The organism is Lampropedia cohaerens, from assembly GCF_001005215.1.
Taxonomy (GTDB): Bacteria; Pseudomonadota; Gammaproteobacteria; order Burkholderiales; family Burkholderiaceae_C; genus Lampropedia; species Lampropedia cohaerens.
The window spans coordinates 111743-137741 of the sequence record NZ_LBNQ01000009.1 but is presented as its reverse complement, the minus strand read 5'-3'; the positions used below and the strand labels follow the sequence as shown (position 1 = coordinate 137741).

Annotated in this window: 25 protein-coding genes and 1 tRNA gene; 9 read left to right on the top strand and 17 right to left on the bottom strand. The window is 63.6% G+C overall.

What is annotated here, in order from left to right:
* The first annotated feature begins 9 nt into the window (after nucleotides 1-9).
* Nucleotides 10-2055 (top strand): transketolase, encoded by a 2046-nt coding sequence (gene tkt / locus AAV94_RS01465; protein ID WP_046740527.1) that lies wholly within the window; start codon nucleotides 10-12, stop codon nucleotides 2053-2055.
* Between the two features lie 42 nt (nucleotides 2056-2097).
* On the opposite strand, the gene AAV94_RS01460 is transcribed toward tkt, so the two are convergent.
* The 6 genes from AAV94_RS01460 to AAV94_RS01435 are packed head-to-tail and all read right to left on the bottom strand — an operon-like array spanning nucleotide 2098 to nucleotide 7426.
* Nucleotides 2098-2904, bottom strand: coding sequence for a PPK2 family polyphosphate kinase (locus AAV94_RS01460; protein WP_046740646.1), 807 nt, complete (start codon nucleotides 2902-2904; stop codon nucleotides 2098-2100).
* A 31-nt stretch (nucleotides 2905-2935) separates the two neighbouring features.
* Nucleotides 2936-4546, bottom strand: coding sequence for a ribonuclease G (gene rng, locus AAV94_RS01455; protein WP_231731167.1), 1611 nt, complete (start codon nucleotides 4544-4546; stop codon nucleotides 2936-2938).
* Nucleotides 4543-5208 (bottom strand): Maf family protein, encoded by a 666-nt coding sequence (locus tag AAV94_RS01450; protein ID WP_046740526.1) that lies wholly within the window; start codon nucleotides 5206-5208, stop codon nucleotides 4543-4545. The genes rng and AAV94_RS01450 overlap by 4 nt, the downstream gene beginning before the upstream one ends.
* An 18-nt stretch (nucleotides 5209-5226) precedes the next feature.
* Complete coding sequence (rlmH, locus tag AAV94_RS01445) at nucleotides 5227-5700, bottom strand: 23S rRNA (pseudouridine(1915)-N(3))-methyltransferase RlmH (RefSeq protein WP_046740644.1); 474 nt, start codon at nucleotides 5698-5700, stop codon at nucleotides 5227-5229.
* Nucleotides 5701-5747: 47 nt separating this feature from the next.
* Entirely contained in the window at nucleotides 5748-6554 is an 807-nt protein-coding gene (locus AAV94_RS01440; protein ID WP_046740643.1) for an enoyl-CoA hydratase, read from the bottom strand.
* A gap of 53 nt (nucleotides 6555-6607) precedes the next feature.
* Nucleotides 6608-7426 carry an acyl-CoA thioesterase gene (locus AAV94_RS01435; RefSeq protein ID WP_046740525.1) on the bottom strand — a complete coding sequence of 273 codons (819 nt, stop codon included), beginning with the start codon at nucleotides 7424-7426 and terminating at the stop codon, nucleotides 6608-6610.
* A 154-nt stretch (nucleotides 7427-7580) separates the two neighbouring features.
* Between AAV94_RS01435 and AAV94_RS01430 the strand changes: the two genes are divergently transcribed.
* Entirely contained in the window at nucleotides 7581-8261 is a 681-nt protein-coding gene (locus AAV94_RS01430; protein ID WP_046740524.1) for a metallophosphoesterase, read from the top strand.
* Nucleotides 8262-8373: 112 nt separating this feature from the next.
* Here the strand turns inward: AAV94_RS01430 and AAV94_RS01425 are convergent.
* A tRNA-Met gene (locus AAV94_RS01425) sits at nucleotides 8374-8450 on the bottom strand.
* Nucleotides 8451-8660: 210 nt separating this feature from the next.
* Between AAV94_RS01425 and AAV94_RS01420 the strand changes: the two genes are divergently transcribed.
* The 3 genes from AAV94_RS01420 to AAV94_RS01410 all read left to right on the top strand — a co-directional run bounded on the left by AAV94_RS01420 (nucleotide 8661) and on the right by AAV94_RS01410 (nucleotide 12036).
* Nucleotides 8661-9497: a TrmH family RNA methyltransferase gene (locus AAV94_RS01420; protein ID WP_046740642.1), complete on the top strand. Its 837-nt coding sequence runs from the start codon at nucleotides 8661-8663 to the stop codon at nucleotides 9495-9497.
* Between the two features lie 23 nt (nucleotides 9498-9520).
* Nucleotides 9521-11098 carry a murein biosynthesis integral membrane protein MurJ gene (gene murJ, locus AAV94_RS01415; protein ID WP_046740523.1) on the top strand — a complete coding sequence of 526 codons (1578 nt, stop codon included), beginning with the start codon at nucleotides 9521-9523 and terminating at the stop codon, nucleotides 11096-11098.
* A gap of 92 nt (nucleotides 11099-11190) precedes the next feature.
* Nucleotides 11191-12036, top strand: coding sequence for a SirB1 family protein (locus tag AAV94_RS01410; RefSeq protein ID WP_046740522.1), 846 nt, complete (start codon nucleotides 11191-11193; stop codon nucleotides 12034-12036).
* Nucleotides 12037-12057: 21 nt separating this feature from the next.
* On the opposite strand, the gene AAV94_RS01405 is transcribed toward AAV94_RS01410, so the two are convergent.
* The 4 genes from AAV94_RS01405 to nrdH all read right to left on the bottom strand — a co-directional run bounded on the left by AAV94_RS01405 (nucleotide 12058) and on the right by nrdH (nucleotide 15429).
* Nucleotides 12058-12342: a GNAT family N-acetyltransferase gene (locus tag AAV94_RS01405; RefSeq protein WP_046740521.1), complete on the bottom strand. Its 285-nt coding sequence runs from the start codon at nucleotides 12340-12342 to the stop codon at nucleotides 12058-12060.
* A 15-nt stretch (nucleotides 12343-12357) separates the two neighbouring features.
* Nucleotides 12358-14559 (bottom strand): class 1b ribonucleoside-diphosphate reductase subunit alpha, encoded by a 2202-nt coding sequence (nrdE, locus tag AAV94_RS01400; RefSeq protein WP_046740520.1) that lies wholly within the window; start codon nucleotides 14557-14559, stop codon nucleotides 12358-12360.
* Nucleotides 14560-14672: 113 nt separating this feature from the next.
* Nucleotides 14673-15092 carry a class Ib ribonucleoside-diphosphate reductase assembly flavoprotein NrdI gene (gene nrdI / locus AAV94_RS01395; RefSeq protein WP_046740519.1) on the bottom strand — a complete coding sequence of 140 codons (420 nt, stop codon included), beginning with the start codon at nucleotides 15090-15092 and terminating at the stop codon, nucleotides 14673-14675.
* Between the two features lie 103 nt (nucleotides 15093-15195).
* Entirely contained in the window at nucleotides 15196-15429 is a 234-nt protein-coding gene (gene nrdH, locus AAV94_RS01390) for a glutaredoxin-like protein NrdH (protein ID WP_046740518.1), read from the bottom strand.
* 618 nt (nucleotides 15430-16047) lie between these two features.
* On the opposite strand from nrdH, the gene AAV94_RS01385 reads away from it, so the two are divergent.
* Both AAV94_RS01385 and AAV94_RS01380 read left to right on the top strand, forming a co-directional pair.
* Entirely contained in the window at nucleotides 16048-17133 is a 1086-nt protein-coding gene (locus tag AAV94_RS01385) for a homocysteine S-methyltransferase family protein (protein WP_046740641.1), read from the top strand.
* A 155-nt stretch (nucleotides 17134-17288) separates the two neighbouring features.
* Nucleotides 17289-17495: a heavy-metal-associated domain-containing protein gene (locus AAV94_RS01380; RefSeq protein ID WP_231731165.1), complete on the top strand. Its 207-nt coding sequence runs from the start codon at nucleotides 17289-17291 to the stop codon at nucleotides 17493-17495.
* Between the two features lie 122 nt (nucleotides 17496-17617).
* Here AAV94_RS01380 and AAV94_RS01375 read toward each other — a convergent pair whose 3' ends face one another.
* The 3 genes from AAV94_RS01375 to AAV94_RS01365 all read right to left on the bottom strand — a co-directional run bounded on the left by AAV94_RS01375 (nucleotide 17618) and on the right by AAV94_RS01365 (nucleotide 20714).
* Nucleotides 17618-18328, bottom strand: a complete 711-nt coding sequence (locus tag AAV94_RS01375) for a response regulator transcription factor (protein WP_046740517.1) — start codon at nucleotides 18326-18328, stop codon at nucleotides 17618-17620.
* Between the two features lie 157 nt (nucleotides 18329-18485).
* Nucleotides 18486-19613, bottom strand: a complete 1128-nt coding sequence (locus tag AAV94_RS01370; RefSeq protein WP_046740516.1) for a zinc ribbon domain-containing protein — start codon at nucleotides 19611-19613, stop codon at nucleotides 18486-18488.
* Between the two features lie 42 nt (nucleotides 19614-19655).
* Nucleotides 19656-20714 (bottom strand): SPFH and helix-turn-helix domain-containing protein, encoded by a 1059-nt coding sequence (locus AAV94_RS01365; protein WP_046740515.1) that lies wholly within the window; start codon nucleotides 20712-20714, stop codon nucleotides 19656-19658.
* Nucleotides 20715-20914: 200 nt separating this feature from the next.
* Between AAV94_RS01365 and AAV94_RS01360 the strand changes: the two genes are divergently transcribed.
* Nucleotides 20915-21322: an acyl-CoA thioesterase gene (locus tag AAV94_RS01360; protein WP_046740514.1), complete on the top strand. Its 408-nt coding sequence runs from the start codon at nucleotides 20915-20917 to the stop codon at nucleotides 21320-21322.
* 11 nt (nucleotides 21323-21333) lie between these two features.
* On the opposite strand, the gene lgt is transcribed toward AAV94_RS01360, so the two are convergent.
* The 3 genes from lgt to AAV94_RS01345 form a co-directional block, all read right to left on the bottom strand.
* Nucleotides 21334-22158: a prolipoprotein diacylglyceryl transferase gene (gene lgt / locus AAV94_RS01355; protein ID WP_046740513.1), complete on the bottom strand. Its 825-nt coding sequence runs from the start codon at nucleotides 22156-22158 to the stop codon at nucleotides 21334-21336.
* Between the two features lie 73 nt (nucleotides 22159-22231).
* A complete protein-coding gene (locus AAV94_RS01350) occupies nucleotides 22232-23206 on the bottom strand; it encodes a tripartite tricarboxylate transporter substrate-binding protein (protein ID WP_046740512.1) in 975 nt (324 codons plus the stop codon).
* Between the two features lie 72 nt (nucleotides 23207-23278).
* Nucleotides 23279-24781 carry a helicase HerA-like domain-containing protein gene (locus AAV94_RS01345; protein ID WP_046740511.1) on the bottom strand — a complete coding sequence of 501 codons (1503 nt, stop codon included), beginning with the start codon at nucleotides 24779-24781 and terminating at the stop codon, nucleotides 23279-23281.
* 481 nt (nucleotides 24782-25262) lie between these two features.
* On the opposite strand from AAV94_RS01345, the gene AAV94_RS01340 reads away from it, so the two are divergent.
* The gene (locus AAV94_RS01340) at nucleotides 25263-25937 is read left to right on the top strand and encodes a DedA family protein (protein ID WP_046740510.1); all 675 of its coding nucleotides are present in this window, start codon (nucleotides 25263-25265) and stop codon (nucleotides 25935-25937) included.
* Nucleotides 25938-25999: the final 62 nt, after the last annotated feature.

The window sequence follows — 25999 nt, the reverse complement described above, 5'->3', positions numbered from 1 at the left end:
CTTTTCCCGATGGCCAAAACCACTGCAATGTCCAATGCCATTCGCGCATTGGCCATGGACGCCGTTCAACAAGCCAAATCCGGCCACCCCGGCGCCCCCATGGGCATGGCAGAGATGGCCGTGGCCCTGTGGGCGCACCACCTGCGCCACAATCCGGCCGATCCGCACTGGCCCGACCGTGACCGCTTCATCCTCTCCAACGGCCATGCATCGATGCTGCTGTACGCGCTGCTGCACCTGAGCGGCTACGACCTGCCAATCGAGGAGCTGAAGAACTTCCGCCAGCTGCACAGCCGCACGGCCGGCCACCCGGAAGTGGACGTCACCCCCGGCGTCGAGACCACCACTGGCCCGCTCGGCCAGGGCATTACCAACGCCGTGGGCTTTGCGCTCGCCGAGAAGCTGCTGGCTGCCGAGTTCAACCGCGACGGCCACACCATCGTCGACCACCACACCTATGTGTTCCTTGGCGACGGCTGCCTGATGGAAGGCATCAGTCACGAGGCGGCCGCGCTGGCCGGTGCCTGGAAGCTGGGCAAGCTCATTGCGCTGTACGACGACAATGGCATCTCCATCGACGGCAAAGTCACGCCCTGGTTTGTCGATGACACCGCAGCGCGCTTTCGCGCCTATCAGTGGAACGTCATCGGCCCGGTCGACGGCCACGACGTGCAGGCACTGGATGCGGCCATTGCCGAGGCCAAGAAAAGCACCGACAAGCCCACATTGATCATCTGCAAGACCCACATCGGCAAGGGCAGCCCGAATCGCCAGGACACGTCCAAGGCCCATGGCGAGCCGCTGGGTGCTGAAGAAATCGCACTCACGCGCCAGCAACTGGGCTGGAAGCACGAGCCGTTCAAGATCCCCAAGTCCGTCTATGCAGACTGGGATGCCCGCGCAGCCGGCAAGAAGGCGCAGTCGGCCTGGCAAAAGCGCTTCAAGGCCTATGCCAAGGCCTATCCGCAACTGGCTGCCGAGTTCACGCGCCGCATGGCGGGCGCGCTGCCCGAGGATTTTGGCGCGGTGGCCGCGCAGATCGCTTCGCAGGCCCATGACAGTGCCGCCACCGTGGCCAGCCGTAAGGCCAGTCAGCTGGCCCTGGAAGGGCTGACGGCAGCGCTGCCGGAGCTGCTGGGCGGCTCGGCCGACCTGACCGGCTCCAACCTCACCAAGACAGCGGCCACCGCCGACTTCCGCGTCGACGCGCAAGGCCGGGTCGTCACCACCGAGGACGGCCGCATCGGCCGTCACATCAACTACGGCGTGCGCGAGTTCGGCATGGCCGCCATCATGAACGGCATCGCGCTGCACGGCGGTTTCATCCCCTACGGCGGCACCTTCCTGACCTTCAGCGACTACAGCCGCAATGCCATACGCATGGCCGCGCTGATGAAGCGGCGCGTCATCCACGTCTTCACGCACGACTCGATTGGCCTTGGCGAGGATGGCCCCACCCACCAGTCGATCGAACATGCCGCCAGCCTGCGGCTGATTCCCAACCTCGACGTGTGGCGGCCCGCCGACACGACCGAGACGGCCATCGCCTGGACGGTGGCACTGAGCCAGCAGCACCGCCCCAGCGCGCTGCTGCTGAGCCGCCAGAACCTCGCCTATGCGCCCAAGACGGAAGCTGCACTGGACGAGATCGCCAACGGCGCCTACGTGCTCGCCGAGCCGCAGGCCGTTGGACTGCAGCAGCCGGCACAGGCCGTGCTGATTGCCACGGGCTCGGAAGTGCAGCTGGCGCTGGCCGCGCAGCAACTGCTTGCCGAGCGCAAGATTGCCGTGCGTGTGGTTTCCATGCCAAGCACCACGGTATTTGACCGCCAGGATGCCGCTTACAAGACTCAGGTGCTGCCGCCGCAGCTGCCGCGCATCGCCGTCGAAATGGGCGTGAGCGATTTCTGGTGGAAGTACGGCTGCGCGGCGGTCGTCGGCATCGACCGCTATGGCGAGTCGGCCCCGGCTGGCGCGCTGTTCGAGCTGTTCGGCTTCACTGCCGAGAACGTCGCCGATACGGTGGAGCTGGCGCTGCAGAAGGCCAGCAGCTAAAGCACCCCGGCCTTGCCAGTTGGCCGCTTCGCAAGAAAGCGGTCAGTCGATCCGCACATGTTCCAGCCCCGGCACGGGGTCGGGCAGCTGCAGATCCATCTCGCGCAGCTTGGTGTTGAGCAGCTCGGCGATGATGAGGTTGCGCTGGCGCTTGCGGTCGGCGGGGATGACATACCAGGGCGCGTAATCGGTCGACGTCGCGCATAACAGCGCGTCATAGGCCTGCTGGTAGGCGTCCCACTTCTTGCGCGCGGTGATGTCCTCCGGGGCGAACTTCCAGTTCTTGGCCGGATCGTCGAGTCGCTCCTGCAGGCGCTTTCTCTGCTCGTCCTTGCTGATGTGCAGCATGCACTTGATGACGGTCGTGCCGGTGTCGGTCAGCAGCTTCTCGAAATGGTTGATGTGTTCGTAGCGCTGGCGCGTCTCGGCCTTGCCGATCCAGCCCTCCACCACCGGCACCAGTACATCCTCGTAGTGGCTACGGTTCCATACCGCCAGCTCGCCTGCCGCGGGCACGACGGCGTGGCAGCGCCACAGGAAATCGCGCGCACGCTCGGCCGTACTCGGTGCCTTGAAGGCGGCCACGCGAATGCCCAGCGGGGAGGTGCGCTTGAACACCCAGCGGATGGTGCCATCCTTGCCGCTGGTATCCATGCCCTGCAGCACCAGCAGCACCTTGCGCCGCCCGCTGGCGTACAGCAGGTTCTGTAGCGCGTCCAGCTCGCGTGCGCGCCGGTCCAGCTCCTTGAGCTCGGCCTTCTTGCCGCCGAGGTCGTAGGGCCGCTGCCGGGGGGCGATGTCGGCCAACCGGTTCTTGGGGCCGATGCGGTACTGCTCGAATCTTTTCATGGGCACAGCCTCCTTGATGTCGTGATGCCGGTCATACCAGCACGATGTCATAGCGGTCGGGCGCCAGCGCGGCTTCCGCCACCAATGCAATGGGCTTGGCGATGAAATCCGACAGGCTGGCCAGAAACTGGCTCTCCTCGTCGAGAAACAGCTCGATGACCTCGGGCGCGGCCAGCACCTTGATCTCGCGCGGGTTGAACTGGCGCGCCTCGCGCAGGATCTCGCGCAGGATGTCGTAGCAGACGCTGCGCGGCGTCTTGACTTCGCCGGTGCCGGCGCACGCCTGGCAAGGCTGCGTGAGCACGTGCGCGAGCGACTCGCGCGTGCGCTTGCGCGTCATCTCCACCAGGCCCAGCGTCGAGAAGTCGCACACCGTGGTGCGCACGCGGTCGCGCGCGAGCTGGCGACGAAATTCCTGCAACACCTGCTGGCGGTGCTTGTCCTGCGTCATGTCGATGAAGTCAACGACGATGATGCCGCCCAGGTTGCGCAGCCGCAGCTGGCGCGCTATGGCCTGCGCTGCCTCCAGGTTGGTCTTGAAGATGGTGTCATCGAAGTTGCGCGCACCCACGTAGCCGCCGGTGTTGACGTCGATGGTGGTCAGCGCCTCGGTCTGGTCGATGATCAGATAGCCGCCGGACTTGAGGTCCACCCGCCGGCCCAGCGCACGGGTGATTTCCTCATCGACGTTGTAGAGATCGAAGATCGGCCGCTCGCCGCTGTAGTGTTGCAGTCGGTCGACGGCGCCGGGCGTGAACTCGCGCGCAAAGGCCTGCAGTGCCTCGAACTGCTCGCGCGAGTCGATCTGCACGCTGCGCGTGGCATCGCTGACGAGATCGCGCAGCACGCGCCGCAGCAGATCGAGATCCTGATGCAGCAGGCTGGGCGCGGGCTGGCTCAGCGCCGCCTGGCGGATCTTCTGCCAGGTCAGGCGCAGATAGCGGATGTCGTCGAGCAGCTCCTCATCACTGGCGTCCTCACCATTGGTGCGCAGGATGAAGCCACCGGTGCTCTGCCCCTTGGGCGTATGAGCGGCCACCAGCGTTTGCAGGCGCTGGCGCAGCGCGTCGCGCTCGGCGGGCGGGATCTTCTGCGACACGCCGATGTGGTCATCCTGCGGCAGAAACACCAGCGAGCGCCCCGCCACGCTGATCTGCGTCGACAGCCGCGCACCTTTCTGGCCCAACGGGTCCTTGATGACCTGCACGACCAGCGACTGGCCCTGGAAGATCTGCTTCTCGATGGGCGTGACGGCTTCGAGCCTGCGCACGGTCGCGGGTGGCTCGCCGTTGCCATGGCGCTGCCAGACATCGGCCACATGCAGGAAGGCAGCGCGCTCCAGGCCGATATCGACGAAGGCCGACTGCATGCCAGGCAGCACCCGCGTGACCTTGCCCAGATAGATATTGCCCACCAGCCCACGCTCCAGCGTGCGCTCCAGGTGCAGCTCCTGCACCGCGCCGTGCTCGATCACAGCCACACGGGTTTCCTGAGGCGCCCAGTTGACCAGAATTTCCTGGCTGGCTGCGACCGCCGCCTGCGACCGTGGCGATGCAGCCTCGACCGGAACGGCGGCAGGCACGTCCGCCATCGCGTCGGTCTGAGCGGCGCCACTGGCCGGAACAAAGGGGGGATTGCTCATGAGAAATGTTCGGAATGGGCAGGTTGACACGCTGCGTTGTCTGCCAGCCAGGGACGCAGCAATTGATAGGTTTCATGCAGCGGCAGGCCCATGATGCCCGAATAACTGCCTTCGATGCGCGCAACCATCGCGCCGGCCAGCCCCTGAATGCCGTAACTGCCGGCCTTGCCGCGCCACTGCCCCGATGCCAGATACGCTGCCAGCCATGCCTGGTCCAGCGGCGCGAAATCCACCTGCGACACCGACAGCGCCTGGCGAATGGCCGCACCGTCGGCAAACGCCACCGCCGTCAGCACGGCATGGCGGCGGCCAGCAAGGCTTCGCAGCACCGCCGCGGCCTCCTGGGCATCAGCCGGCTTGCCAAGGATGACGCCATCGAGTGCTACCGTTGTGTCGGCGCACAGAATGGCCGCATCCTTCGCCAGACTGCGGCGCCGGGCGCGCGCCTGCGCCGCCTGGAGCTTGCGCAGCGTCACGCGCTGCACGTAGACATCAGCCGCCTCACCAGGCCGCACCGCCTCCAGTGCCTCTAGCGCTTCAGGCGTATCGTCCGGATGGGGATCGGCCGGATCGGGCAGCAACAGCGTGTGGGCAACGCCGATCTGCGCCAGCAGTTGGCTGCGTCGCGGGCTTTGGGATGCGAGATAAAGAGAGACGGGCATGAAGGTCACGGCGACGGGCTACTCCCGATGGTAAGGATGATTGACCAAAATGGACCAGGCACGATAAAGCTGCTCGGCCAGCAGCACACGCACCATGGCATGCGGCAGCGTCAGGTCCGAAAGGCGCAGCGTCTCGTCAGCCCGCTCGCGCAGCGCGCGCGCCAGGCCATCCGGGCCACCGATCAGAAAGACAGTGTCGGTGCCAGCGTCGCGCCAGGCTGCCAGCCGCCGCGCCAGCTGCTGCGTGGTGCCAGCCTGGCCACGTTCATCCAGTGCGACGACCCGCGCCTGCGCCGGAATCTGCGCACGTAGACGCTGGGCCTCGGCGGCCATCATTTGCTCGGCCGTCTTGCCGGCGCTGCGCGGCTCCGCCTTGACCGCCCGCAGCGTCAGCCGCATGTCAGGGGGAAAGCGCTTTTCGTAGTCCTCATAGCCCTGCTGGGCCCATGCAGGCATCTTCAGGCCGACGGCGGCGATGATCAGTTGACGCATGCAGCCAATGGTAAGCCCATTGGCGCGCACGCAGATCCGCAGAACAATCAGTGGATTTTCGAAAAATCGGGCAGACGCTTTTCAAGAAAGGCCGCCACCGCCTCCCTGGCCGCAGGCCCGCGCAGCAGTTCGGCAAAGGCCTGCGCCTCCTCATCAATGCGCGCCAGTACCTGCGCCTGTTGCGCGCCCTTGAGCAGGCGCTTGGTGGCCATCAGCGCTGCCGAGGGCTTGGCGGCCAGTCGCCGGGCTTGCGCCTGCGCATAGCTGTTGGCCTCGCCCGGCGGCACAATGCGGTTGACCAGGCCGATGTCCTGGGCCGCCTCGGCAAAGAAGGGCTCGCCCAGCAACAAGGCTTCGCTGGCGCGCAAATGCCCGACCAACTGGGGCAACAACAGCGATGAACCGGCCTCGGGACAAAGCCCAAGATTGACGAACGGCAACGAGAAGGCCGCGTTGTCACCGGCGATCACCAGATCGCAGTGCAGCAGCATGGTGGTGCCGATGCCCACGGCCGGGCCGCATACGGCAGCCAGCACCGGCTTGGGAAAGGTCGCCAGCGCCTTGAGAAAGCGAAACACCGGTGGCTCGCCGCCTTGGGTGGCCATGCCTTGCTGGAAGTCCGCCATGTCATTGCCGGCGCTGAAGATGCTCTCGTGGCCCTGGAACACGACTACGCGCACCTCCCGCTCCTGCGCGGCAGCAGCCAGCGCATCGGCCAGCATGCCGTACATCGCCTGCGTGAAAGCATTTTTTTTGTCCGGACGATTGAGCGTCAGGGTCAGCACACCGGCTTCGCGGTGCTGCAGCACCTCGTTGCAAGAAGCGGATTCGGCGGAAGGAGGATTGGTAGCCATCAGTAGTAGTCCCGCGTTGGAAGGATTGAAGGGAAAAAGCCACAGCTGCAGCATCACTGCCGGTAGTACGCCAGCTGATGGGTGGTGGCCAGCATCAGGCCATCGGCCCGCCAGATCTGGCCACTCTGGTCGGCAAAGGCATTGCGAAACTCCTGGCCTTGCGCCTGTGCCAGCAGCCAGTCATCGCCCGCGGCAGCAATCTGCGCAGCATCGGCGTGGAAATAGACGGTCATTGTGACGGTGCCGGCCGGGACCTGCTCGGCGCGCTTGAGCCAGACGCGAGGGAAAAACACGTCACAGGCCGCAGCCAGCGCGCAGAAATCCAGCGCGCGCGGCCGTGCCTTGCGTACCCACAGACGGCTGAGGCTGTCCGTGGCGACCCGTTCGTCCCAGCGTTCAGGCAGGCTGCCCACCAGCGGCACCACGGCGTACTGGCGCAGCCATGGCGTGAAGCTGTCAATGATCAGCGGCTTGACATCATTGCCCGGCCCACCCTGCTCGGGCGCAGGCATGTCCGTGCCGGACCACGTCGTGCGCGGCGCCGCCGTAACCACGGTTGCGGTGGTGACCAGGGCGTCCTGGCCGTCTTCCTGCGCCCACTGCTCGACCAGCCAATGCTGGGTGGAGCGGTTGGTGCGCACGGGGCGTGCCGTGACGCGAAACGCTCCCTGCGGCACGGCACTGGCAAAATTGACGGTCATGGCGCGGGGCGTGCCGAGCAACAGCGGATGCTGCAGCACGGCGTTGAGCAACGTCGCTGCTGTGATGCCGCCAAACGGGCCGACCATGTTCCAGTACGCTGGCGTGGTACGGCCCTCAAAATGGTCATCGCCCAGCGGCGTCAGTGCAATGGCCTCATCAAATGGATGCATGGTCCTGTCCCTTTCTCTTTCTTTCTCTTTCTGGAACGGGCGACCTTAACCCATCCGTGCGCTGACTCGCGTCACCTCCGTTTTGCGGTGAGAATCGGCACCAACGCTGACGAGCGGCCCTGCACCTGCTGACACGTCCCGCCTGTGACAGACCATGAACGCCACAACACGCCTGCAACGCTTCGCCCCGAATCACCGGGGGCGCGACCTTGCTGTCGGCGACATCCATGGCTGCTTCAGCAAGCTTTCCGAGGCGCTGCATCGCATCGGCTTCGCGCCCGAGCGTGACCGGCTGTTTGCCGTCGGGGATCTGGTGGGTCGGGGGCCGGAATCGCCGCAGGTGCTGCATTGGCTGGCGCAGCCCTGGTTTCATTCCGTCTGTGGCAATCACGACCTGATGACCTGGCGCAGAGCGCTGGGAATCCCCCTGCAGGAGGTGGATCATGTTGCGCATGGCGGGCAGTGGCTGGATGCCCTGGCCGCACCAGTGCAGCGCAAGATCGCGCAAGGGTTGCGTGCACTGCCGCTGGCGCTGGAGGTGCAGACCGCGCTGGGGCCGGTGGGTATCGTCCACGCCGACTTCCCATACGACGACTGGCAAGCCATTGCGTCAGGAAGCTTCAGCGCCAATGACGCAGGCATGTGCCTCTGGTCCATCGAACGCTACCGCTGCGGCTATCGACAGCCCGTGCGCAACGTGCGTGCCGTCATACATGGCCACATGACCGTGTCCAGACCTGCGCAGCTGGGCAACGTGTTCTTCATCGACACCGGCGGATGGCGCGATGGCGGCCGTTTCACGCTGCTGGACCTGCGGACACTGCGGCCAGCCTGAGGTGCGATGCCAACAGGGCTCTTCGCTGGCCCGTCGCTATCAGCGCGCAGGCCGGCAACAAAAAGGCCACCGCATCGGGTGGCCTGCATGTCTTGATCGCACAGGAAAAAACTGGTGGCGCATCAGGGACTCGAACCCCGGACCTGCGGATTATGATTCCGTCGCTCTAACCAACTGAGCTAATGCGCCAAAGCGCAGGATTCTAGCGCAATTTTCAACGGTTGCAGCAATTTCCGTTGCACCGCGCAGCAGTTGGCGGGTGCACCGCCGCGACCGGCCATCGTCACTGCCCGCTGCGGCGTGCGAGAATGGCCGGCTGTTGGCCGCGCAGATGCATCACCCGCCAGCCCGCGCGTGCTCGGCGCGCCAGATGCCTTCTCTTTTCTTGCTTGTTCCGGCATGCCCGCCCTACCCCGTTTCGTTCCCATCCACTCCCGCGACAATCCGCAGCTCAAGGCCTGGCGGCGCCTGGCGCAGGATGCACAGGCCTACCGCAAGCTGGGCGCGCTGTGGCTCGAAGGCGAGCATTTGTGCAGCGTGGTGCGCGATGCGGGCTTGCCGGTACAGACGGTGGTGCTGTCCCAGTCACGCCTGGCGCAGCCCGGCTGGCAGCAATGGCTGCCGGCTGCCGGATCCCACGCCTGCGTGGCGCTCGACGATACGTTGTTCGCGCAGGTCAGTGCGCTGGAAAGCTGCGCCGGCCTGGCCTATGTGCTGCCATGGCGTGGTGCCGGCAGCGTGCGCGCGAGCGTGCCGACGGTCGTACTTGACCGCCTGCAGGATGCGGGCAACGTCGGCGCCATCCTGCGCAGCGCGGCGGCCTTTGGCTTTCGGCAGGTTGTCGCCCTGCAAGGCACGGCCGCGCTGTGGTCCCCCAAGGTAGTGCGCGCCGGCATGGGGGCGCATTTTTCGCTGCAACTGGTAGAGCAGGCCCCCCTGCAGGCGCTGGATGCGCTGCAGTTGCCGCTACTGCTGACCAGCTCGCACGCCGGTGCCTGGCTGCATGAGGCACCGCTGCCTTGGCCCAGCGCATGGGTGCTCGGTCACGAGGGCCAGGGCGTCAGCCCGGCCCTGGCGGCCCTGCCCCACCAGGCAGTGCGCATTGCGCAACCGGGGGGGCAGGAGTCGCTCAACGTCGCCACGGCAGCGGCGATCTGCCTGCACGCCAATGCCACCCAGGCGCTGCAGCAGGGACTGCTTCAGGTAGACGGTGGTCTGCACGCGCCAGCTTTTTGAACCGACGAGAAAGTGCTGTTCCCATGTCTCTTTTCAAGGCGGCCTCAACGGTCTCGCTGCTGACGCTGCTTTCGCGCATCACCGGACTGGCGCGCGATCTGCTGATGGCCACCACATTTGGTGCCAACGCGCTGACCGACGCATTCAATGTCGCGTTTCGCATCCCCAATCTGTTTCGTCGGCTGTTTGCCGAAGGGGCGTTCAGCCAGGCATTTGTGCCGGTGCTGGCTTCCACCCGGGAGCAACAGGGCGACGCGGCCACGCAGTTGCTGATTGACCGCGTGGCCACGGTACTGGTGTGGGTGCTGCTGGCATTCAGCGCGCTGGGCGTGCTGGGCTCGCCGCTGCTGGTGTGGCTGCTGGCCAGCGGGCTGCAGCAGGAGCCGCATGCGTTTGACGCAGCGGTGCGCATGACGCGCTGGATGTTCCCCTACATCGCCTGCATGTCGCTGGTGGCGCTGTCGGCGGGCATTCTCAATACCTGGCGCCGCTATGCAGTGCCGGCGGCCACACCGGTGCTGCTCAATCTCTGCATGATTGCTGCGGCCGCGTGGCTGGCACCGTGGTTGGGGACGCAAGGCATCGCGCCGATTTATGCGATGGCCGTCGGCGTCATGGCCGGCGGAGTGCTACAAATGGGCATCCAGCTGCCGGCGCTGCACCGGCTGCGCCTGCTGCCGCGGCTGGGCTGGCGCCCGCAGGCGCTGCGCACCGCATGGCAGGACAGCGGCGTGCGGCGCATCCTGAGTCTGATGGCGCCCGCGCTATTGGGGGTGGGGGTGGCGCAGATCTCGCTGATGATCAACACGCAGATCGCCTCCTGGCTGCAGGCCGGCAGTGTCACCTGGTTGTTCTACGCAGACCGACTGATGGAGTTTCCCACGGCGCTGCTGGGCGTGGCGCTCGGGGTGGTGCTCACGCCAAGGCTGTCCGCAGCCAAGGCATCGGGTCATACTGAGGATTACTCCGCCATGCTCGACTGGGGCCTGCGCATGGTGGTGCTGCTGGCACTGCCATGCGCGGTGGGACTGATCTGTTTTGCGCTGCCGCTGGCCAGCACGCTATTTCACTACGGGGCTTTGCACGACGAGGACGCGGTGCAGATCGCGCGCGCGCTCATGGGCTATGGCATGGGGTTGCTGGGGCTGGTGGCTATCAAGGTGCTGGCGCCAGGCTACTACGCCAGCCAGGACATGCGCACTCCCGTTCGGATCGCCGTGGTGGTGCTGGTGACCACGCAGCTGTTGAATGTGGCGTTCGTGCCCTTGCTGGGCCATGCCGGACTGGCCCTGTCCATCGGCATGGGGGCGCTGCTCAATGCCTTCTGGCTGCTGACCGGGCTGGTGCGCCGCGGCGCGTATCGACCCGCAGGTGGCTGGTGGCGCTATGGCCTGCAAATCGCAGCCGGCCTGATTGCACTGGCGCTGTTCCTGACCTGGGCGGTGCAGACGCAGGACTGGCTGGCGTTGCGCGCCACGCCCTGGCGGCGCGTGGCACTGCTGGCGGCGATGCTGGCCGGGTCAGCGCTGGTCTACTTCGGCGTGCTGCTGGCCGCTCGCTGCGATCTGCGCGCATTGCTGCGCCGGTCGCGCGCCTGGTAATGCCGTGCCCGAGCACTGGCAGGTACGGCACTGCTACACTGCGTTTTCAGGCAATGCCGAAGAAATGACCGGCGTGCCACGCCCTCTCACCCATGAAGCTGGAACTCCCTACCCCGCTCGATTACTTTGCTACGCTGGTGCAGACCGACGCGGACTTTCCGCTGCTGGAGGCCGCTGCCAGCCTTGCGCAGGACGAATACCCGGAATTGGATCTTCAACAAGTGCTGTGGACGGTCGACAGCCTGCAGGCGCGCCTGGCGACGCGGCGGCTGCGCGAGCAACCAGTGCTGGCGCGCATCCGCGCCCTCAACCGTTTCTTCTACGGCGAGCTGGGCTTCGAGATCAACCGCAACGATTACTACGATCCCGACAACAGCTACCTGCACCAGGTCTTGCAGACACGCCGCGGTATTCCCATTTCGCTGGGCGTACTGTGGCTGGAACTGGCACACAGCGTTGGCCTGCAGGCGCATGGCGTGTCGTTTCCAGGGCATTTCATGCTCAAGGTGCTGCTGCCAGAAGGCCAGGTGATTCTGGATCCTCTGACCGGCAAGTCGTACTCCAGCGAAGAGCTGACGCATCAGCTGCAGGGGCAACTGCCGCGCCTGGCAATGGTCGAGGAGGAGACGCTGCCGCTGGGCCTGTTCCTGCAAAGCGCGACGCCGCGCGAAATCGTCGCGCGCATGCTGCGCAACCTCAAGGAGATCCATCGAGTCCAGTGCGACAACGAACGGTTGCTGGCCGTGCAGCATCGCCTGGTCTGCCTGCTGCCCGGCGACTGGTCAGAGCGCCGCGACCGTGGTTGGACCCACGATGCGCTGGGCCACGTGGAAGAAGCCATCGCCGACTTCGAAGCCTATCTCAGCCATGTGCGCGATGCCGAGGATGCCGGCGATGTGCGCGCACGCTTGGCAATACTGCGGGCTGGCGAGTTATGAAAGCCGCCACCGCTGTGGCCGTCAATCCTGACAGACCAGCGCCTTCCACTGCGACTTGCGTGCGATGAAGGCGGCCACATAGGAGCAGGTCGGCATCACACATTGACCGCCGGCCTGAATATCCGCCAACGCATATTCCACCAGTTGCGCCGCTAGCCCTTGGCCACTGTACTGCGGCTCGACAACCGTATGGGGCAGCTCAACCCGACTCCCGCTGATGCGGTAGTCGGCAAAGCCGGCGAGCGTGCCGTCGTCCAGATGGATCTCATACCGGCTGGCAGAGGCATTTTTGCGAATCGTCGGCATGTCCGTCCGGCTCCATCACAGCGTGCAGGACACGCAGCCTTCCACTTCCGTGCCTTCCAGCGCCATCTGACGCAGTCGGATGTAGTAGATGGTCTTGATGCCCTTGCGCCAGGCATAGATCTGCGCCCGGTTGACGTCCCGGGTAGTGGCGGTGTCGCGGAAGAACAGCGTCAGCGACAGGCCCTGGTCAACGTGCTTGGTGGCCGCCGCATAAGTGTCGATGATCTTTTCCGGTCCGATCTCGTAGGCATCCTGGAAATATTCCAGATTGTCCTGCGAGAGATAGGGTGCGGGGTAATAGACCCGGCCGACCTTGCCTTCCTTGCGGATCTCGATCTTGGCCACGATCGGGTGAATGCTGGACGTGGAATTGTTGATGTACGAGATCGAGCCGGTGGGCGGCACCGCCTGCAGGTTCTGGTTGTAGATACCGTACTTCTGCACCGAGGCCTTGAGCGCCTTCCAGTCCTCCTGCGTCGGTATGGCGATGCCAGACTTCTCGAACAGCTCACGCACCTTCTGCGTCTTGGGCTCCCACTTCTGGAAGATGTACTTGTCAAAGTATTCGCCGCTGGCGTACTTGGAATCCTCGAAGCCCTTGAACTTCTTGCCCGTCTCGATGGCGATGCGGTTGGAGGCGCGAATCGCGTGGTAGGTGATGGTGTAGAAGTAGATATCGGTGAAGTCGATACCTTCTTCGCTGCCGTAGAAGATGCGCTCGCGCGCCAGATAGCCATGCAGGTTCATCTGCCCCAGGCCAATGGCATGGGACTCGTCATTGCCTTGCGCAATGGATGGTACGGAATCGATATGGCTCTGATCCGACACCGACGAGAGTGCGCGAATGGCCACTTCAACCGTCTTGGCAAAGTCCGGGGAATCCATGGTCTTGGCAATGTTGAGGCTGCCCAGATTGCAGGAAATGTCCTTGCCGATGGTCTCGTAACCGAGATCGTCGTTGTAGGTCGACGGCGTGTTGACCTGCAGGATCTCCGAGCACAGGTTGCTCATGTTGATGCGCCCTTTGATGGGGTTGGCGCGGTTGACCGTGTCCTCGAACATGATGTACGGATAGCCCGACTCGAACTGGATCTCGGCGAGGGTCTGGAAGAACTCGCGCGCGTTGATCTTCTTCTTGCGAATGCCCGGGTTGTCGACCATCTCGCGGTACTTTTCGGTAATCGAAATGTCCGCCATCGGCACACCATAGATGCGCTCGACGTCGTAAGGCGAGAACAGGTACATGTCCTCGTTGTTCTTGGCCAGCTCGAACGTGATGTCGGGAATGACCACGCCCAGCGACAGCGTCTTGATGCGGATCTTCTCGTCGGCATTCTCGCGTTTGGTATCGAGAAAACGCAGGATGTCCGGGTGGTGCGCGCTCATGTAGACCGCACCCGCGCCCTGGCGCGCGCCCAGCTGGTTGGCGTAGCTGAACGCATCCTCGAGCAGCTTCATGATCGGGATCACACCCGAAGACTGGTTCTCGATGTGCTTGATGGGCGCGCCCGCCTCGCGGATGTTGGTCAGCAGGAAGGCCACGCCGCCGCCGCGCTTGGACAGTTGCAGTGCCGAGTTGATTGCGCGGCCAATGGACTCCATGTTGTCCTCAATGCGCAGCAAAAAGCACGAAACCAGCTCGCCGCGCTGCTTCTTGCCACAGTTGAGGAAGGTCGGCGTGGCTGGCTGGAAGCGCCCGGTGATGATCTCGTGCATCAGCTCCATGGCCATGGCTTCGTCGCCACGCGCCAGCGTCAGCGCCACCATGCAGACACGGTCCTCATAGCGCTCCAGATAGCGCTTGCCGTCAAAGGTCTTGAGCGTGTAGGAGGTGTAGTACTTGAACGCCCCCAAGAATGTGGGGAAGCGGAATTTGTGTGCATACGCCGCGTCCCAGAGCTTTTGCAAGAATTCAAAGCTGTACTGCTGCAGCACCTGCTCCTCGTAGTAGCCCTTTTCTACCAGATAGTCGAGCTTTTCCTTGAGATTGTGGAAAAACACCGTGTTCTGGTTCACATGCTGCAGAAAGTACTGGCGTGCAGCCATGCGATCCTTGTCGAGCTGGATCTCTCCGTTCGGGCCGAACAGGTTCAGCATCGCGTTGAGCGCGTGGTAATCGAGCTCCGTATCCTGCTTGTGGGCAACGGACTGGACCACGGGCAGCGGCTCTGCGCTGGGAGCAGTAGGGCGAAGGGCGTGCACGGTGGCAGAAGGCATGGTTGATGTCCTATCCTTATCTCTCAAAACATGCATCAACTGTCATCAACAGTCGATGAAATCATTCAAAATCAGTAACCAAGCATCGCAGACGAAGGGCTGCGATCAGGTTTTCAGGCCGATTCGGCCTGCTCACTTTTCCAGAATTCGGCCAGACCGGACCGCACGCGCTCCACATCGTCGGGGGTTCCGAGCAATTCGAACTTGTACAGGAACGGCACCTGGCACTTCTGCGCAATAACCGTGCCTGCCAGTGCATAGGCGGTGCCGAAGTTGGTGTTGCCCGAAGCAATGACGCCACGGATCAGCGCGCGATTGACCGGTTGGTTCAGAAAGTGGATGACTGGCTTGGGCACCGCCCCCTGCAGGTTGCCGCCTCCATAGGACGGCAGGATGAGCACATAGGGCTGCTGTACCGTAAACGCGGCGGCCTGTTCGATGTCGCGCGGGATGCGTTGCGCAGGCAAACCCAGCTTGACGACAAAACGATGCGTGTTTTCCGACTGGCTGGAAAAATAGACAATCATCCCCATGACTCGCAATTCCTGTCAAATGGGCGCCATCCGCCGCCAAAAAACAGCAACTGTCGACCATTGAGCAGCGAGCTAAGCTACCCAGCGGCGCAGCGCACGTGCGTCAAGCCGCCGCCTTGGCCAGACTGCCAATCTTGTCCGGGCGGAAACCACTCCAGTGATCGTCCCCGGCGAACACCACTGGCGCCTGGGAATAGCCCAGCGCCTTGACCTTCTCCATGGCCGCTGCATCCTGCGTCAAATCCACGATTTCGTAAGCAATGCCCTGTCTGTCCAACGCGCGGTAAGTGGCAGTGCACTGAACGCAAGAAGGGGTGCTGTAAACCGTGACCTGCATGGAATGAAACTCCTGAGAAAGAAAGTGGCCGCAACCGCGCCAAGGCCCGCCGCCAAGAGACGCCGGGAAGACCACCTCTTGCGCGCCTGACGCGGTTTGTCCAACGCAAAAATCCAAAAAATAGGCTTTCGCGAGACGGGTTGCGCAGGGGGAGCGGCAAATGCCGCAACAGCCTAAAGCAGACCGCCTCATGGGGATGGGACCTCCGGCGAAACACGCCCTCGGAGGTCACTACACATCGCCTGCATACGGCGCGAAAAGCAGGCTTCACTTTAGCACAGAAGGGCCTGGCAAGGCAGCTTTGCACAAATCACAAAATGTCAGAAAAACGCTATATATAGCGTGTCGCAGAACAAATATACACTATATGTAGTGACGAAATTGCACCCCACCGACATTTGAGGCATCCCTCCCGCAAGTGCAAACAGCCCAGCAACCCCGCGTCGAATAACGGATTGCGCGGGGTCGGTCGAGGCAATGCGCCACAACGCCAGCGCAGGCTTGTTAGTGTCGCGCGCGGTCCGAAAAAACCGACGTGCCGCAAACCCTTCAGGCAGGTGCCAACCTTCGTTATTGCGCGCACCGCTGCTGTGCAAGCCATCGGCCTACAATCGGCGCATGCAGCCACCAACCTATACCCGCGCCCAGGCACTGCCGGATATCCTGCGCCACCGCATTGTGATCCTAGATGGCGCCATGGGGACCATGATTCAGCGCTTCAAGCTGGGCGAAGCCCAGTATCGTGGCGAGGGGTATACCGGCGCGGACGGTGCCGGCCAGCGATTTGCCGATTGGTCCAGGGATGTCAAGGGCAACAACGAGCTACTGTCGCTGACGCGCCCCGACGTCATATCGGCCATCCATGAAGGCTACCTGGCCGCAGGCGCTGACCTGATCGAGACCAACACGTTCGGTGCCACGACAGTGGCACAGGACGACTACGGCATGGCGACACTGGCGCGTGCGATGAACCTGCGTTCCGCGCAGCTGGCGCGCCAGGCCTGCGACCGTTTCTCAACCGCAGACAAGCCGCGCTACGTTGCCGGCGCGCTCGGGCCCACCCCGAAGACGGCCAGCATCAGCCCCGACGTGAACGATCCCGGTGCACGCAACATCGACTTCGAGACGCTGCGCCAGGCCTATCTGGAGCAGGCACTGGCGCTGATCGAAGGTGGTGCGGATGTGATTCTGGTCGAAACCATCTTCGACACCCTCAACGCCAAGGCCGCGCTGTTTGCCGTACAGCAGGCATTCGACGAGACCGGCGAGCGGCTGCCCATTCTCATCAGCGGGACGGTCACGGATGCGTCCGGGCGGATTCTCTCGGGCCAGACGGTCACGGCCTTCTGGTACAGCGTGCGCCACGTCCAGCCGCTGGCAGTCGGCCTGAACTGCGCCCTTGGCGCCGCGTTGATGCGTCCCTATATCCAGGAACTGGCCAACGTCGCGCAGGACACCTTCATCAGCTGCTACCCCAATGCTGGCCTGCCCAATCCGATGAGCGAGACCGGCTTCGACGAGACGCCGGACGTCACCAGCCGGCTGATCCATGAATTCGCGGCCGAGGGACTGGTCAACATCGTCGGCGGCTGCTGTGGCACCACCCCCGAACACGTTGCCGCCATTGCTAAGGCCGTTGCGCCGCAAGCTGCGCGAAAGATCGATGCCCGCAGCCCATTTGCCGCATACCGGGATGCCGCCTGAGCGCCTGTGCCGGATCGATTCTTACGCCGTGTTCGATCTGAGGGCTGGGCAGGAGATGAAAAGCGTGCAAGCACGCTGGGACGCGCAGCGATAATGGTTGCATTCGGTGCGGCCTGCGCCGCATAGACGTTTCTTCACGAAGGAGTACTGAGACCATGTCCGTGAGCAAAACCATCAAAGTGCAGGGCATGACCTGCGAGCACTGTGTCAATGCCGTTCAGAAAGCCATCCTTAAGCTCGACAACACCGCGAAGGTCAATGTGGACCTCAAGACTGGCCTGGTCAGTGTCGACACGATGCAGCCGCGCGAGACCTTGATCGCAGCAGTCAAGGACGCTGGCTATGAAGCCACTGCGCCCTGACGGGCCGCGCCGCAACGACCCATGGTCTCGGCGGCGCTCCTTATGCACGAGACAAGCGCACCCCTTTCGGTGCGCTTTTGCTTGGCCGTCCGCTGCGCAATGAAAAAAGCGTGAACAAATTCTCAGGACGCTTGCTGCGCCGCAGCAGACGCGTTGACGGGTTCGAGTCGGTAGCCCACGCCATACACGGCATTGACCACATAGCCATTCTCAGGCGTTAGCTCCAGCTTGGTGCGCAGGCGGGAAACGTGCGTGTCGAGCGAGCGCGAGGGCACCTGGTACAGCTGGCCCCACACCATCTCCCGTACATGGTCGCGCGACAGCAGACGCCCTGCATTCTGGAACATGAACAACGCCAGATCGAACTCCCGTGTCTTCATCTCGACCGGCTCGCCGCGCACCTGGAGCGTGCGCTTGTCGGTATCGAAGCGGTAGATGCCAAATTCCAGCACGCCAGCGTGATTGGCTGGATAGGCCCGACGCAACAGCGCGTTCAACCGCGCAGTCAACTCACCCAGCCGCACCGGCTTGGTCATGAAATCGTCCGCACCACTGGCCAGGCCCTCGACAACATCCTCCTCCGTGCCACGGCGAGTCACGAACAGGATGGGGATGTTGGAGCCAATGCTCTGGCGCACCGCCTCGACCACACGCGGGCCTTCCATGTCCGGCAAGTGCCAGTCCACGATCAGCAGATCAAAGGTCTGGCGGCGCAAGTCCTTGAGCAGGCTCGTGCCATCGCCAAACAGATAACAGCTGTGGCCCAACTGCTCGATGGCGCCCTTTTCCAACTCCTGCACCAGCGGATCATCGTCCAATACGGCAATTCTCATTGTTATGCATCCAGTAGTGGGCTGACAGTTCCGAAACTGCGCCGATTATAGTGACAGGCCTTCGTGACACCGTATCCCCACGAAGGCGGGTGCCAGAGTCCGGCGATTGCCCCCCCGTCGTCGCGACGCGGGGCATCCAAAGATCGTAAACAGATTCCTACTGCCCAAACACGCCGATCAGCACCGCCACGACCAGCGCCAGCAGCATGACCGCCACTGCAATCTTGACCCAGCTATAGGGGTGCTCGCCCGCGAGCTGGCCGGTGTGGCCATTGGTCACAAGCTGATAGCGCTTGCGCCCATAGGTGTAGCTTACCAGCCAGACCGGCACCAGCACATGCTTGAATGTGCGACCCTGGTATTGCACATCCAGCACGAGATTGCGGTGCGTATCGCCCGGCACGCGCTGGGCACACAGGCTGTAGAGGCGATCGCGCATCTGCCGCTCGCCGAGCATGGCAGCCTGGCGCAGGTCAATCTGGTAACGCTCGACCGTCCAGCCTCGCACATACTCGGGTGAGTACGGCACCAGCTCGGCGCGTGTGGGAAACGGCTCGATTCGGCGCAGCAACACCCCGTGCACCCCCACTGTGCCGGGCACCAGCGCGTCATCGAAGAAATGCGTCAGCTGCCCCGATGTCGGCATCCAGCGCACGCGCCGCACCTGGCGCGTCTGCAACTGGCCCGTGCTGCTGCGGTAGGTCTCGCTCGTAAAGTAGTAATGCCCGGCATCGGCACGCCAGCGCGCGCTGGCGTGGGCATCAAACGTCCAGTACGGCAAGTAGACGCCCCTGAGCGTATCAGTCAGTGCGGCGCGTCGGAGTTTGCTTGGGGCAAACCAGCGCGAGGCATACCACCTGCGCACGCGCTCGCGCACCTGTGCCTCGCTGACCCTGAAGGGCAGGATGCCCTGTGGGGTGATGACTTCCCCCAGCGCGGTGTGCGCAACGATGGAAGGTGAGCCGCAAAAGTCACAGCGCTGCGCCACCCGTGCGCTGTCAAACACCGTGATGGCGTGACAGCTCTGACACCGGACTTCATACCGCTCGCTCCCCCAGCCACGCCGGCTGTCCGGGTCTTGCAATGCCGCTTGCAGGTCGCGCTCGACAATGCCACCGCTGCCTCCGGGCGCTGGCGGCGTCCAGCTGGCGGTCGTGCCGCAGTATGGGCACACCAGCGCCTGTCTGGACGCACTCCACTCCAAGTCGGCCCCGCAGGCCGGGCACGGTTGCCTGCCAATGGCCTGTGTCGCTTCACCAGCCTGAGCGGCGGCCTCAACTGCCATGACGTCTCAGCACTTGCAACGCATTGACCTGCACGGCGCCCATCAGCCGCGCAGAAAATCTTCCAGCGCGCTTTGCGCAATGCGCCATGCGCTGCCTATCCGGCGCGCCCTGAGCTCACCAGCCTCGATGGCGGCCATCACGTCCTGCACCGTCACACCGAGCACCTGCGCCACCTGCTCCGGGCTCAGCACTTGAAGGCCGGCGCTGGCGGGCGCCTGCGGTGCTGCCGCAGCACCGGGCTGCTGCATGCTGCGCATCATCTCCTGCGCGATGCCAAAGCCCATGGCCATCTGTGCCGGCACGGTGGCCGCGGCCCCGGCCTCGCCGCCCTCGCCCATGGCCATGCCCATCTGGTATTTGACATAGTCGTTGAGATTGCCAATCACGCCCATGCTCGAACGCTTGTCGATGGCCTGCTCGACTTCGGGCGGCACGGACACGTTCTCGAGGATGAAGCTGGCGATCTCCAGCCCGTATTTGTCCCGGATGGCAGGATTGATGATGGGCAGCAATGCGTCACCCAGCTCGCTGTAGCGCTGGGCGATGTCAAGCACTGGCACATGCGCCCTGGCCAGCGCCTCGGTAAAGACGCTGACGATGCGCGAGCGCATCGTGTCGTTGAACTCGTCGAGACGGAAATTCTGGTCCGTGCCTGCCACTTCCTTGAGAAACCGGGGCGCATCGACGATGCGGAAGTCGTAGGTGCCGAAGGCGCGCAGGCGCACCACGCCGAAGTCCTGGTCGCGCATCATCACCGGGTTGGCGGTGCCCCATTTGTTCCCGGTGAAAAGGCGCGTGTTCAGATAGTACACATCGCACTTGAACGGCGACTGGAAGCCATACTTCCAGCCAAGAATGGTGGACAGCACCGGAATGTTCTCGGTTGAGAGCGTGTGCTTGCCGGGCCCGAACAGGTCCGCAAACTGACCGGCTGCGACGAACTGCACCTGCTGCGACTCGCGCACGATCAGCTGCGCGCCATTCTTGATTTCCTTGTCCTCGTCCGGCCAGCGGTAGGACAGCGTATCGCGCGAGTCATCCGTCCATTCAATGACTTCGATGAGCTGGTTGCGCACGAGATTGAAGATTCGATCGACCATGAAACCCTTCCTGAAAATAGGCACGCAAGCACATCAGCGGCCACGCTGGAACTGACGATTCTAGGCAAGGTATGGAAACCCAGGCGCACCGCAGCACATAGCGTGCAGCCACGCATCGCACAAAGCACATCGCAACAAGCGCGTGCGGTGCCGTATTGCCTACAATCGCGGCCTTGCCATCCGTTCACAGAAAGACTGCCATGAATCCCCCCGCCTGCCCCGTTCCCGACGATATGGAGTTGGTGCTCAAGGTCGTGCCCATGCCCAAGGACTGCAACGTCAATGGTGACATCTTTGGCGGCTGGGTCATGGCCCATGTCGACGTGGCCGGCTCGGTGCTGCCGGCTCGCCATGCGGCAGGGCGAGTGGTCACTGTCGCCGTCAATGAGTTCATCTTCAAGCAGCCGGTGCACGTCGGTGACCTGCTGTCTTTCTACTCCAAGGTGCTGCGCTTTGGCCGCACCTCCATTCAGGTCACGGTGGAAGTCTTTGCAGAACGCCACGCCCAGCCCGGCAACATCGTCAAGGTCACTGAAGCCACGCTGACCTACGTGGCCATCGACGCGCAAGGCAGGCCGCGACCTCTGCCTGGCGCAGCGCAGCAGTAATTACCGTCTGCTCATGGGCCGCCAACCCTGGCGGCACGGCGCCCCGCCCAGATCCAGACGGCAACGCCGCCCAGGATCATCGGCACGCACAGCCATTGGCCCATGCTCATGCCCAGCGACAGCAGCCCCAGAAAGTCGTCGGGCTCGCGAAAGAATTCCGCGATGAAGCGCAGCACGCCGTAGCCCATCAGGAACACCGCCGCCACCCGCCCCTGCGCGTGCTCGCGCCGTGCGTACAGCCACAGCAGAATAAACAGCAGCACACCCTCCAGCAGGAACTGATAGAGCTGCGAAGGATGGCGTGGCAGCATCGAGCCACTGTGCGGAAACACCATGCCCCACGGCAGATCAGGCGATGCGAATCGCCCCCACAGCTCGCCATTGATGAAATTGCCGATGCGCCCTGCGGCAAAGCCCAGCGGCACGCAGGGCGCCACGAAATCGGCCACCTGCCAGAACGGCCGCTTGCGTGTGAGCGAGAACCAAACGATTGCCACGATGGCTCCAATTAGCGCGCCATGGAATGCCATGCCCCCCTTGTTGATCATGGGGATTTCCAGCGGATTGGCCAGGTAGTAGCCAGGCTTGTAGAACAGCACGTAGCCCAGCCTGCCACCAAGAATGATGCAGACCACGCCAATGAACAGCATGTCTTCCACGTCGCGCTTTTGCCAGATGCCCTGCGCAGCCAGCCGCTCGAACGGCGGATGCTTCAGGCGCTGGCGCCCGAGCAGCACGAACAGCACAAAGCCAACCAGATAGGTCAGCCCGTACCAGTGAACAGCCAGAGGACCGATCTGCAATGCAATCGGGTCGATATCGGGATACATCAGCATGGTGGTAATCGGCCGCCAGAGCGCCGTCCATTGAATCAGGTGGCAGCCGCATCGCGCGGCACGTTGGTGCTGCTCATTGCGGCTCGTAACCCAGCTGCGCGATGATACGGCCCCAGGTTTGGCTGTAAGCGGCTTCCACATCGCGCAGCCGGTTATGGTTCATGTAATCGACGACCATACCCCAGTCCTGCATCTGCTGACGCACCTGGGGAATTTGCAGTACCTTCTGCACGGCCGTCTCCCAGCGGGCGACCAGCTCGGCTGGCAGACCGGCGGGCGCATACAAGCCGTAAAAAGGCGGGTCCTCGAATCCGGGCACCCCCATCTCACTGAAGGTGGGCACATCGGGCAGTGCCGGCTGTCGCTGCGCGCCAAGCACCCCCACCACGCGCAGACGTCCCGTACGGTGCAATTCCATGAAATCCTGCACCGAGCCAATGCCTGCCGGGACCTGCCCCCCGAGAAGATCAGCAATCATCGGCGCACTGCCCCGGTAGGGAATGGGTTGCAGCGCCACGCCATTGCGCTGCGCCAGCAGATTGACCAGAAACTCCGGCGTTGAGGCAGGCGCGGGAATGCCCACGGCCAGCTGCTCGGGCGCCTGCTGCTTCAGCCAATGCTCGTAATCGGCAAAGGTGCGTGCCGGGTGAGCGGCCGTCACCGCAAACGCATTGACGAAAGTGGCCACCCCCGCCACCGGCACGAAATCCACATTCGGGTCAAAGCCCGGCACGCGGATGACTTTGGGGACGATGCTGATCGTATGGTCATGCGAGAGAAACAGGGTCTTGCCGTCAGGCGCGGCCGCCTTGAGGGCCTGCGCAGCAAGCTGCCCACCGGCGCCGGGGCGATTGTCCACCACGATGTCCACCCCGAGCTCGCTGCGTAAATGCGCAGCGAGAAGGCGTGCCAGCGCATCGGTGCCGCCACCGGCGGGAAAGCCCACCAGCAGGCGAACCGGACGGCCTGCGGCCGATACGACGGAGCGTTGCGACACGACAACGGCTGCAATGGCTGCCTGCAGCAGCTGGCGGCGATGAAACGGCATGACGATTCCTAGAAATACTGTGCAATGGATTGTCCCGCACAACGGCAGCGCCGCCGTGGGACTTGCGTGTGGCTACTTGCGTGATTTGCCCCCACCCATCAGACCGCCCAGCACGCCGCGCAGCAGCTGGCGTCCCAGGCGATTGGCCTGCGTGCGCACAGTGGATTTGACGACCGACTGCACCAGCCCGTCGCGCTTGCCGCCACGCGGGCCGGTACTGCCGAAGAGGAACTCACTGAGCATCCCGGTGATGCCCTCGCCCTGCTGGCTGGCCTGCTCGGCGGCCTCCTGCGCAGCCTCGGCGCGCTGCTTGAGCACCTCGTAGGCGGACTCCCGATCAACCGCCTCGTCATACACCCCCGCCACCAGCGATTGCCGCACCAGTTGCTGCCGCACGCTGGCCTCGATCGGGCCGATGAAGCTGCCCGGCGGGACCACAAACGCACGCTCGGTGATGCCTGGGCTACCTTTCTCATCCAGAAAACTCACCAGCGCCTCGCCAACGGCCAGTTCGGTGATGGCCTGTTCGATGTCCAATCCCTCCTTGGGCCGCATCGTCTGCGCCGTCGCCCGCACGGCCTTCTGGTCGCGCGGCGTAAACGCCCGCAACGCGTGCTGCACACGATTGCCCAGTTGCGCCAACACGCTATCGGGAATGTCCGTGGGATTCTGCGTAACAAAGAATACGCCCACGCCCTTGGAGCGGATCAACCGCACCACCAGCTCAATGCGCTCGAGCAGCACCTTGGGCGCATCGGCAAACAGCAGATGGGCCTCGTCAAAGAAGAAAACCAGCTTGGGCTTGTCCGGGTCCCCTACTTCGGGCAAGTGCTCGAACAGCTCCGAGAGCATCCACAACAAAAATGCCGCATACAGGCGCGGGGCCTGCATCAGTTGATCCGCCGCGAGAATACTGACGACGCCGCGCCCCTGCGCATCGGTCTGCATGAAATCGGCAATGTCGAGCATGGGCTCGCCAAAGAACTGGTCGGCCCCCTGTTCCTCGATCTGCAGCAAGGCGCGCTGGATCGCCCCCACACTGGCGGCGCTGATGTTGCCGTAACTCGTGCGCAGCTGCGCCGCGTTATCGGCCAGGTACTGCAGCATGGAGCGCAAGTCCTTCAGGTCCAGCAGCAATAGCCCCTCGTCATCGGCGACGCGAAACGCCATGTTGAGGATGCCGCTTTGCGTCTCGTTCAGATCCAGCATGCGCGCCAGCAGCAGTGGTCCCATGTCGGAAATCGTCGCACGCACGGGATGGCCGCTCTTGCCGAACACGTCCCAGAAAATCGTCGGCGCAGCGTAACTGTCCGGCAACGCAATGCCGCGCTGCTGCAAAGTGGCAGCCATCTTGGCGCCCATGCTGCCGGGCTGGCTGATACCCGCCAGGTCGCCCTTGATGTCCGTGAGAAACACCGGCACGCCAATCCTGGAGAACTGCTCGGCCATCGCATGCAGCGTCACCGTCTTTCCGGTGCCGGTTGCGCCCGTGATCAGGCCATGGCGGTTGGCCTTGCCGGGCAACAGCAGGCAGTCGACAGAGGCGTTCTTGGCAATCAACAGCGGCTCGGGCATCGCTGGCATCCTGTTTCGTGAAAAGATGCCGCAATTCTAGAGAAGGTCGCAGGCAATCTCGAGAACGGACTGCGAGTTCCGCACAAGGGCTGCTTCCAGCGAAGGTCTGCACAAAAACTCTCGGAAAGCGCGCGGTAGCTTGTGATGGCAATAGTGGCGCGACTGGCCTCAGCAGCGCATCAAGCCATATGCCTCCAGCGTGCATCCACGCCGCGCCATGGATTTTCTACAGGCCCTCACTCGCTGATGAGCGCCTGTACATGACAGCCATCGCCACTGGATGGACGAGCAAGACACCGCAGACGGACCGGATAGGTGCCGAAGCCCAGGCGCGGCCTGCGATGACGCGGTATTCTGGATCTCGACAGCGACAGGACACATCCCTGAAAAATATAAACTCCTGCACGCGGTACCGGCGCCTGCGACATCACCTGCCAGCCATTGCCTGCGCCCCAATCTGACGCATTTTCTGGAACCTGTTTTGGAAGCCATCCAATTTCTGGTGGAGTTCATTCTCCACGTCGACCAACACCTGCAAGCCCTTGTCGCCAACTACGGTGCCTGGGTCTACCCGATCCTGTTCCTGGTTGTGTTTGTGGAAACCGGATTGGTGGTCATGCCGTTCCTGCCGGGTGACTCGCTGCTGTTCATCGTCGGCGCGCTGTGCGGCGCGCAGCTGATGCGCCTGCCACTTGCAATGGGACTGCTGTTTGCCGCCGCCTTTCTGGGCGACCAATGCAACTTCCAAATCGGCCGATATCTCGGCCCCAAGGTGTTCAAGTGGGAAAGTTCTCGCCTCTTCAACCGCCAGGCATTTGACCGCACGCACGATTTTTACGTGCGCTACGGCGCGATCACCATCGTGCTGGCGCGCTTTATGCCATTCATGCGCACCTTTGTGCCTTTTGTCGCAGGCGTGGCACACATGCATCGCCCCCGTTTTGTGACCTACAACCTGCTGGGTGCAATGCTATGGGTTGGCAGTGTGTGCATGGGCGGATACTTCTTCGGCAACCTGCCTTGGGTGAGAGACAACTTGAGCAAGATCATCTGGGGCCTGATTCTGGTGCCGGGCTTGCTGGCCCTAGTGGGCGCGTGGCGCACCAGTCGCAGCGAGGCCGTGGCGCCATCGTCGCAGCCGGTACGGGAGCGCTGAACCCATCAAAAAGCGCAGGCCCCTCCCGGGTGCCTGCGCCTTTTGACCTACCTGCCCGCTAC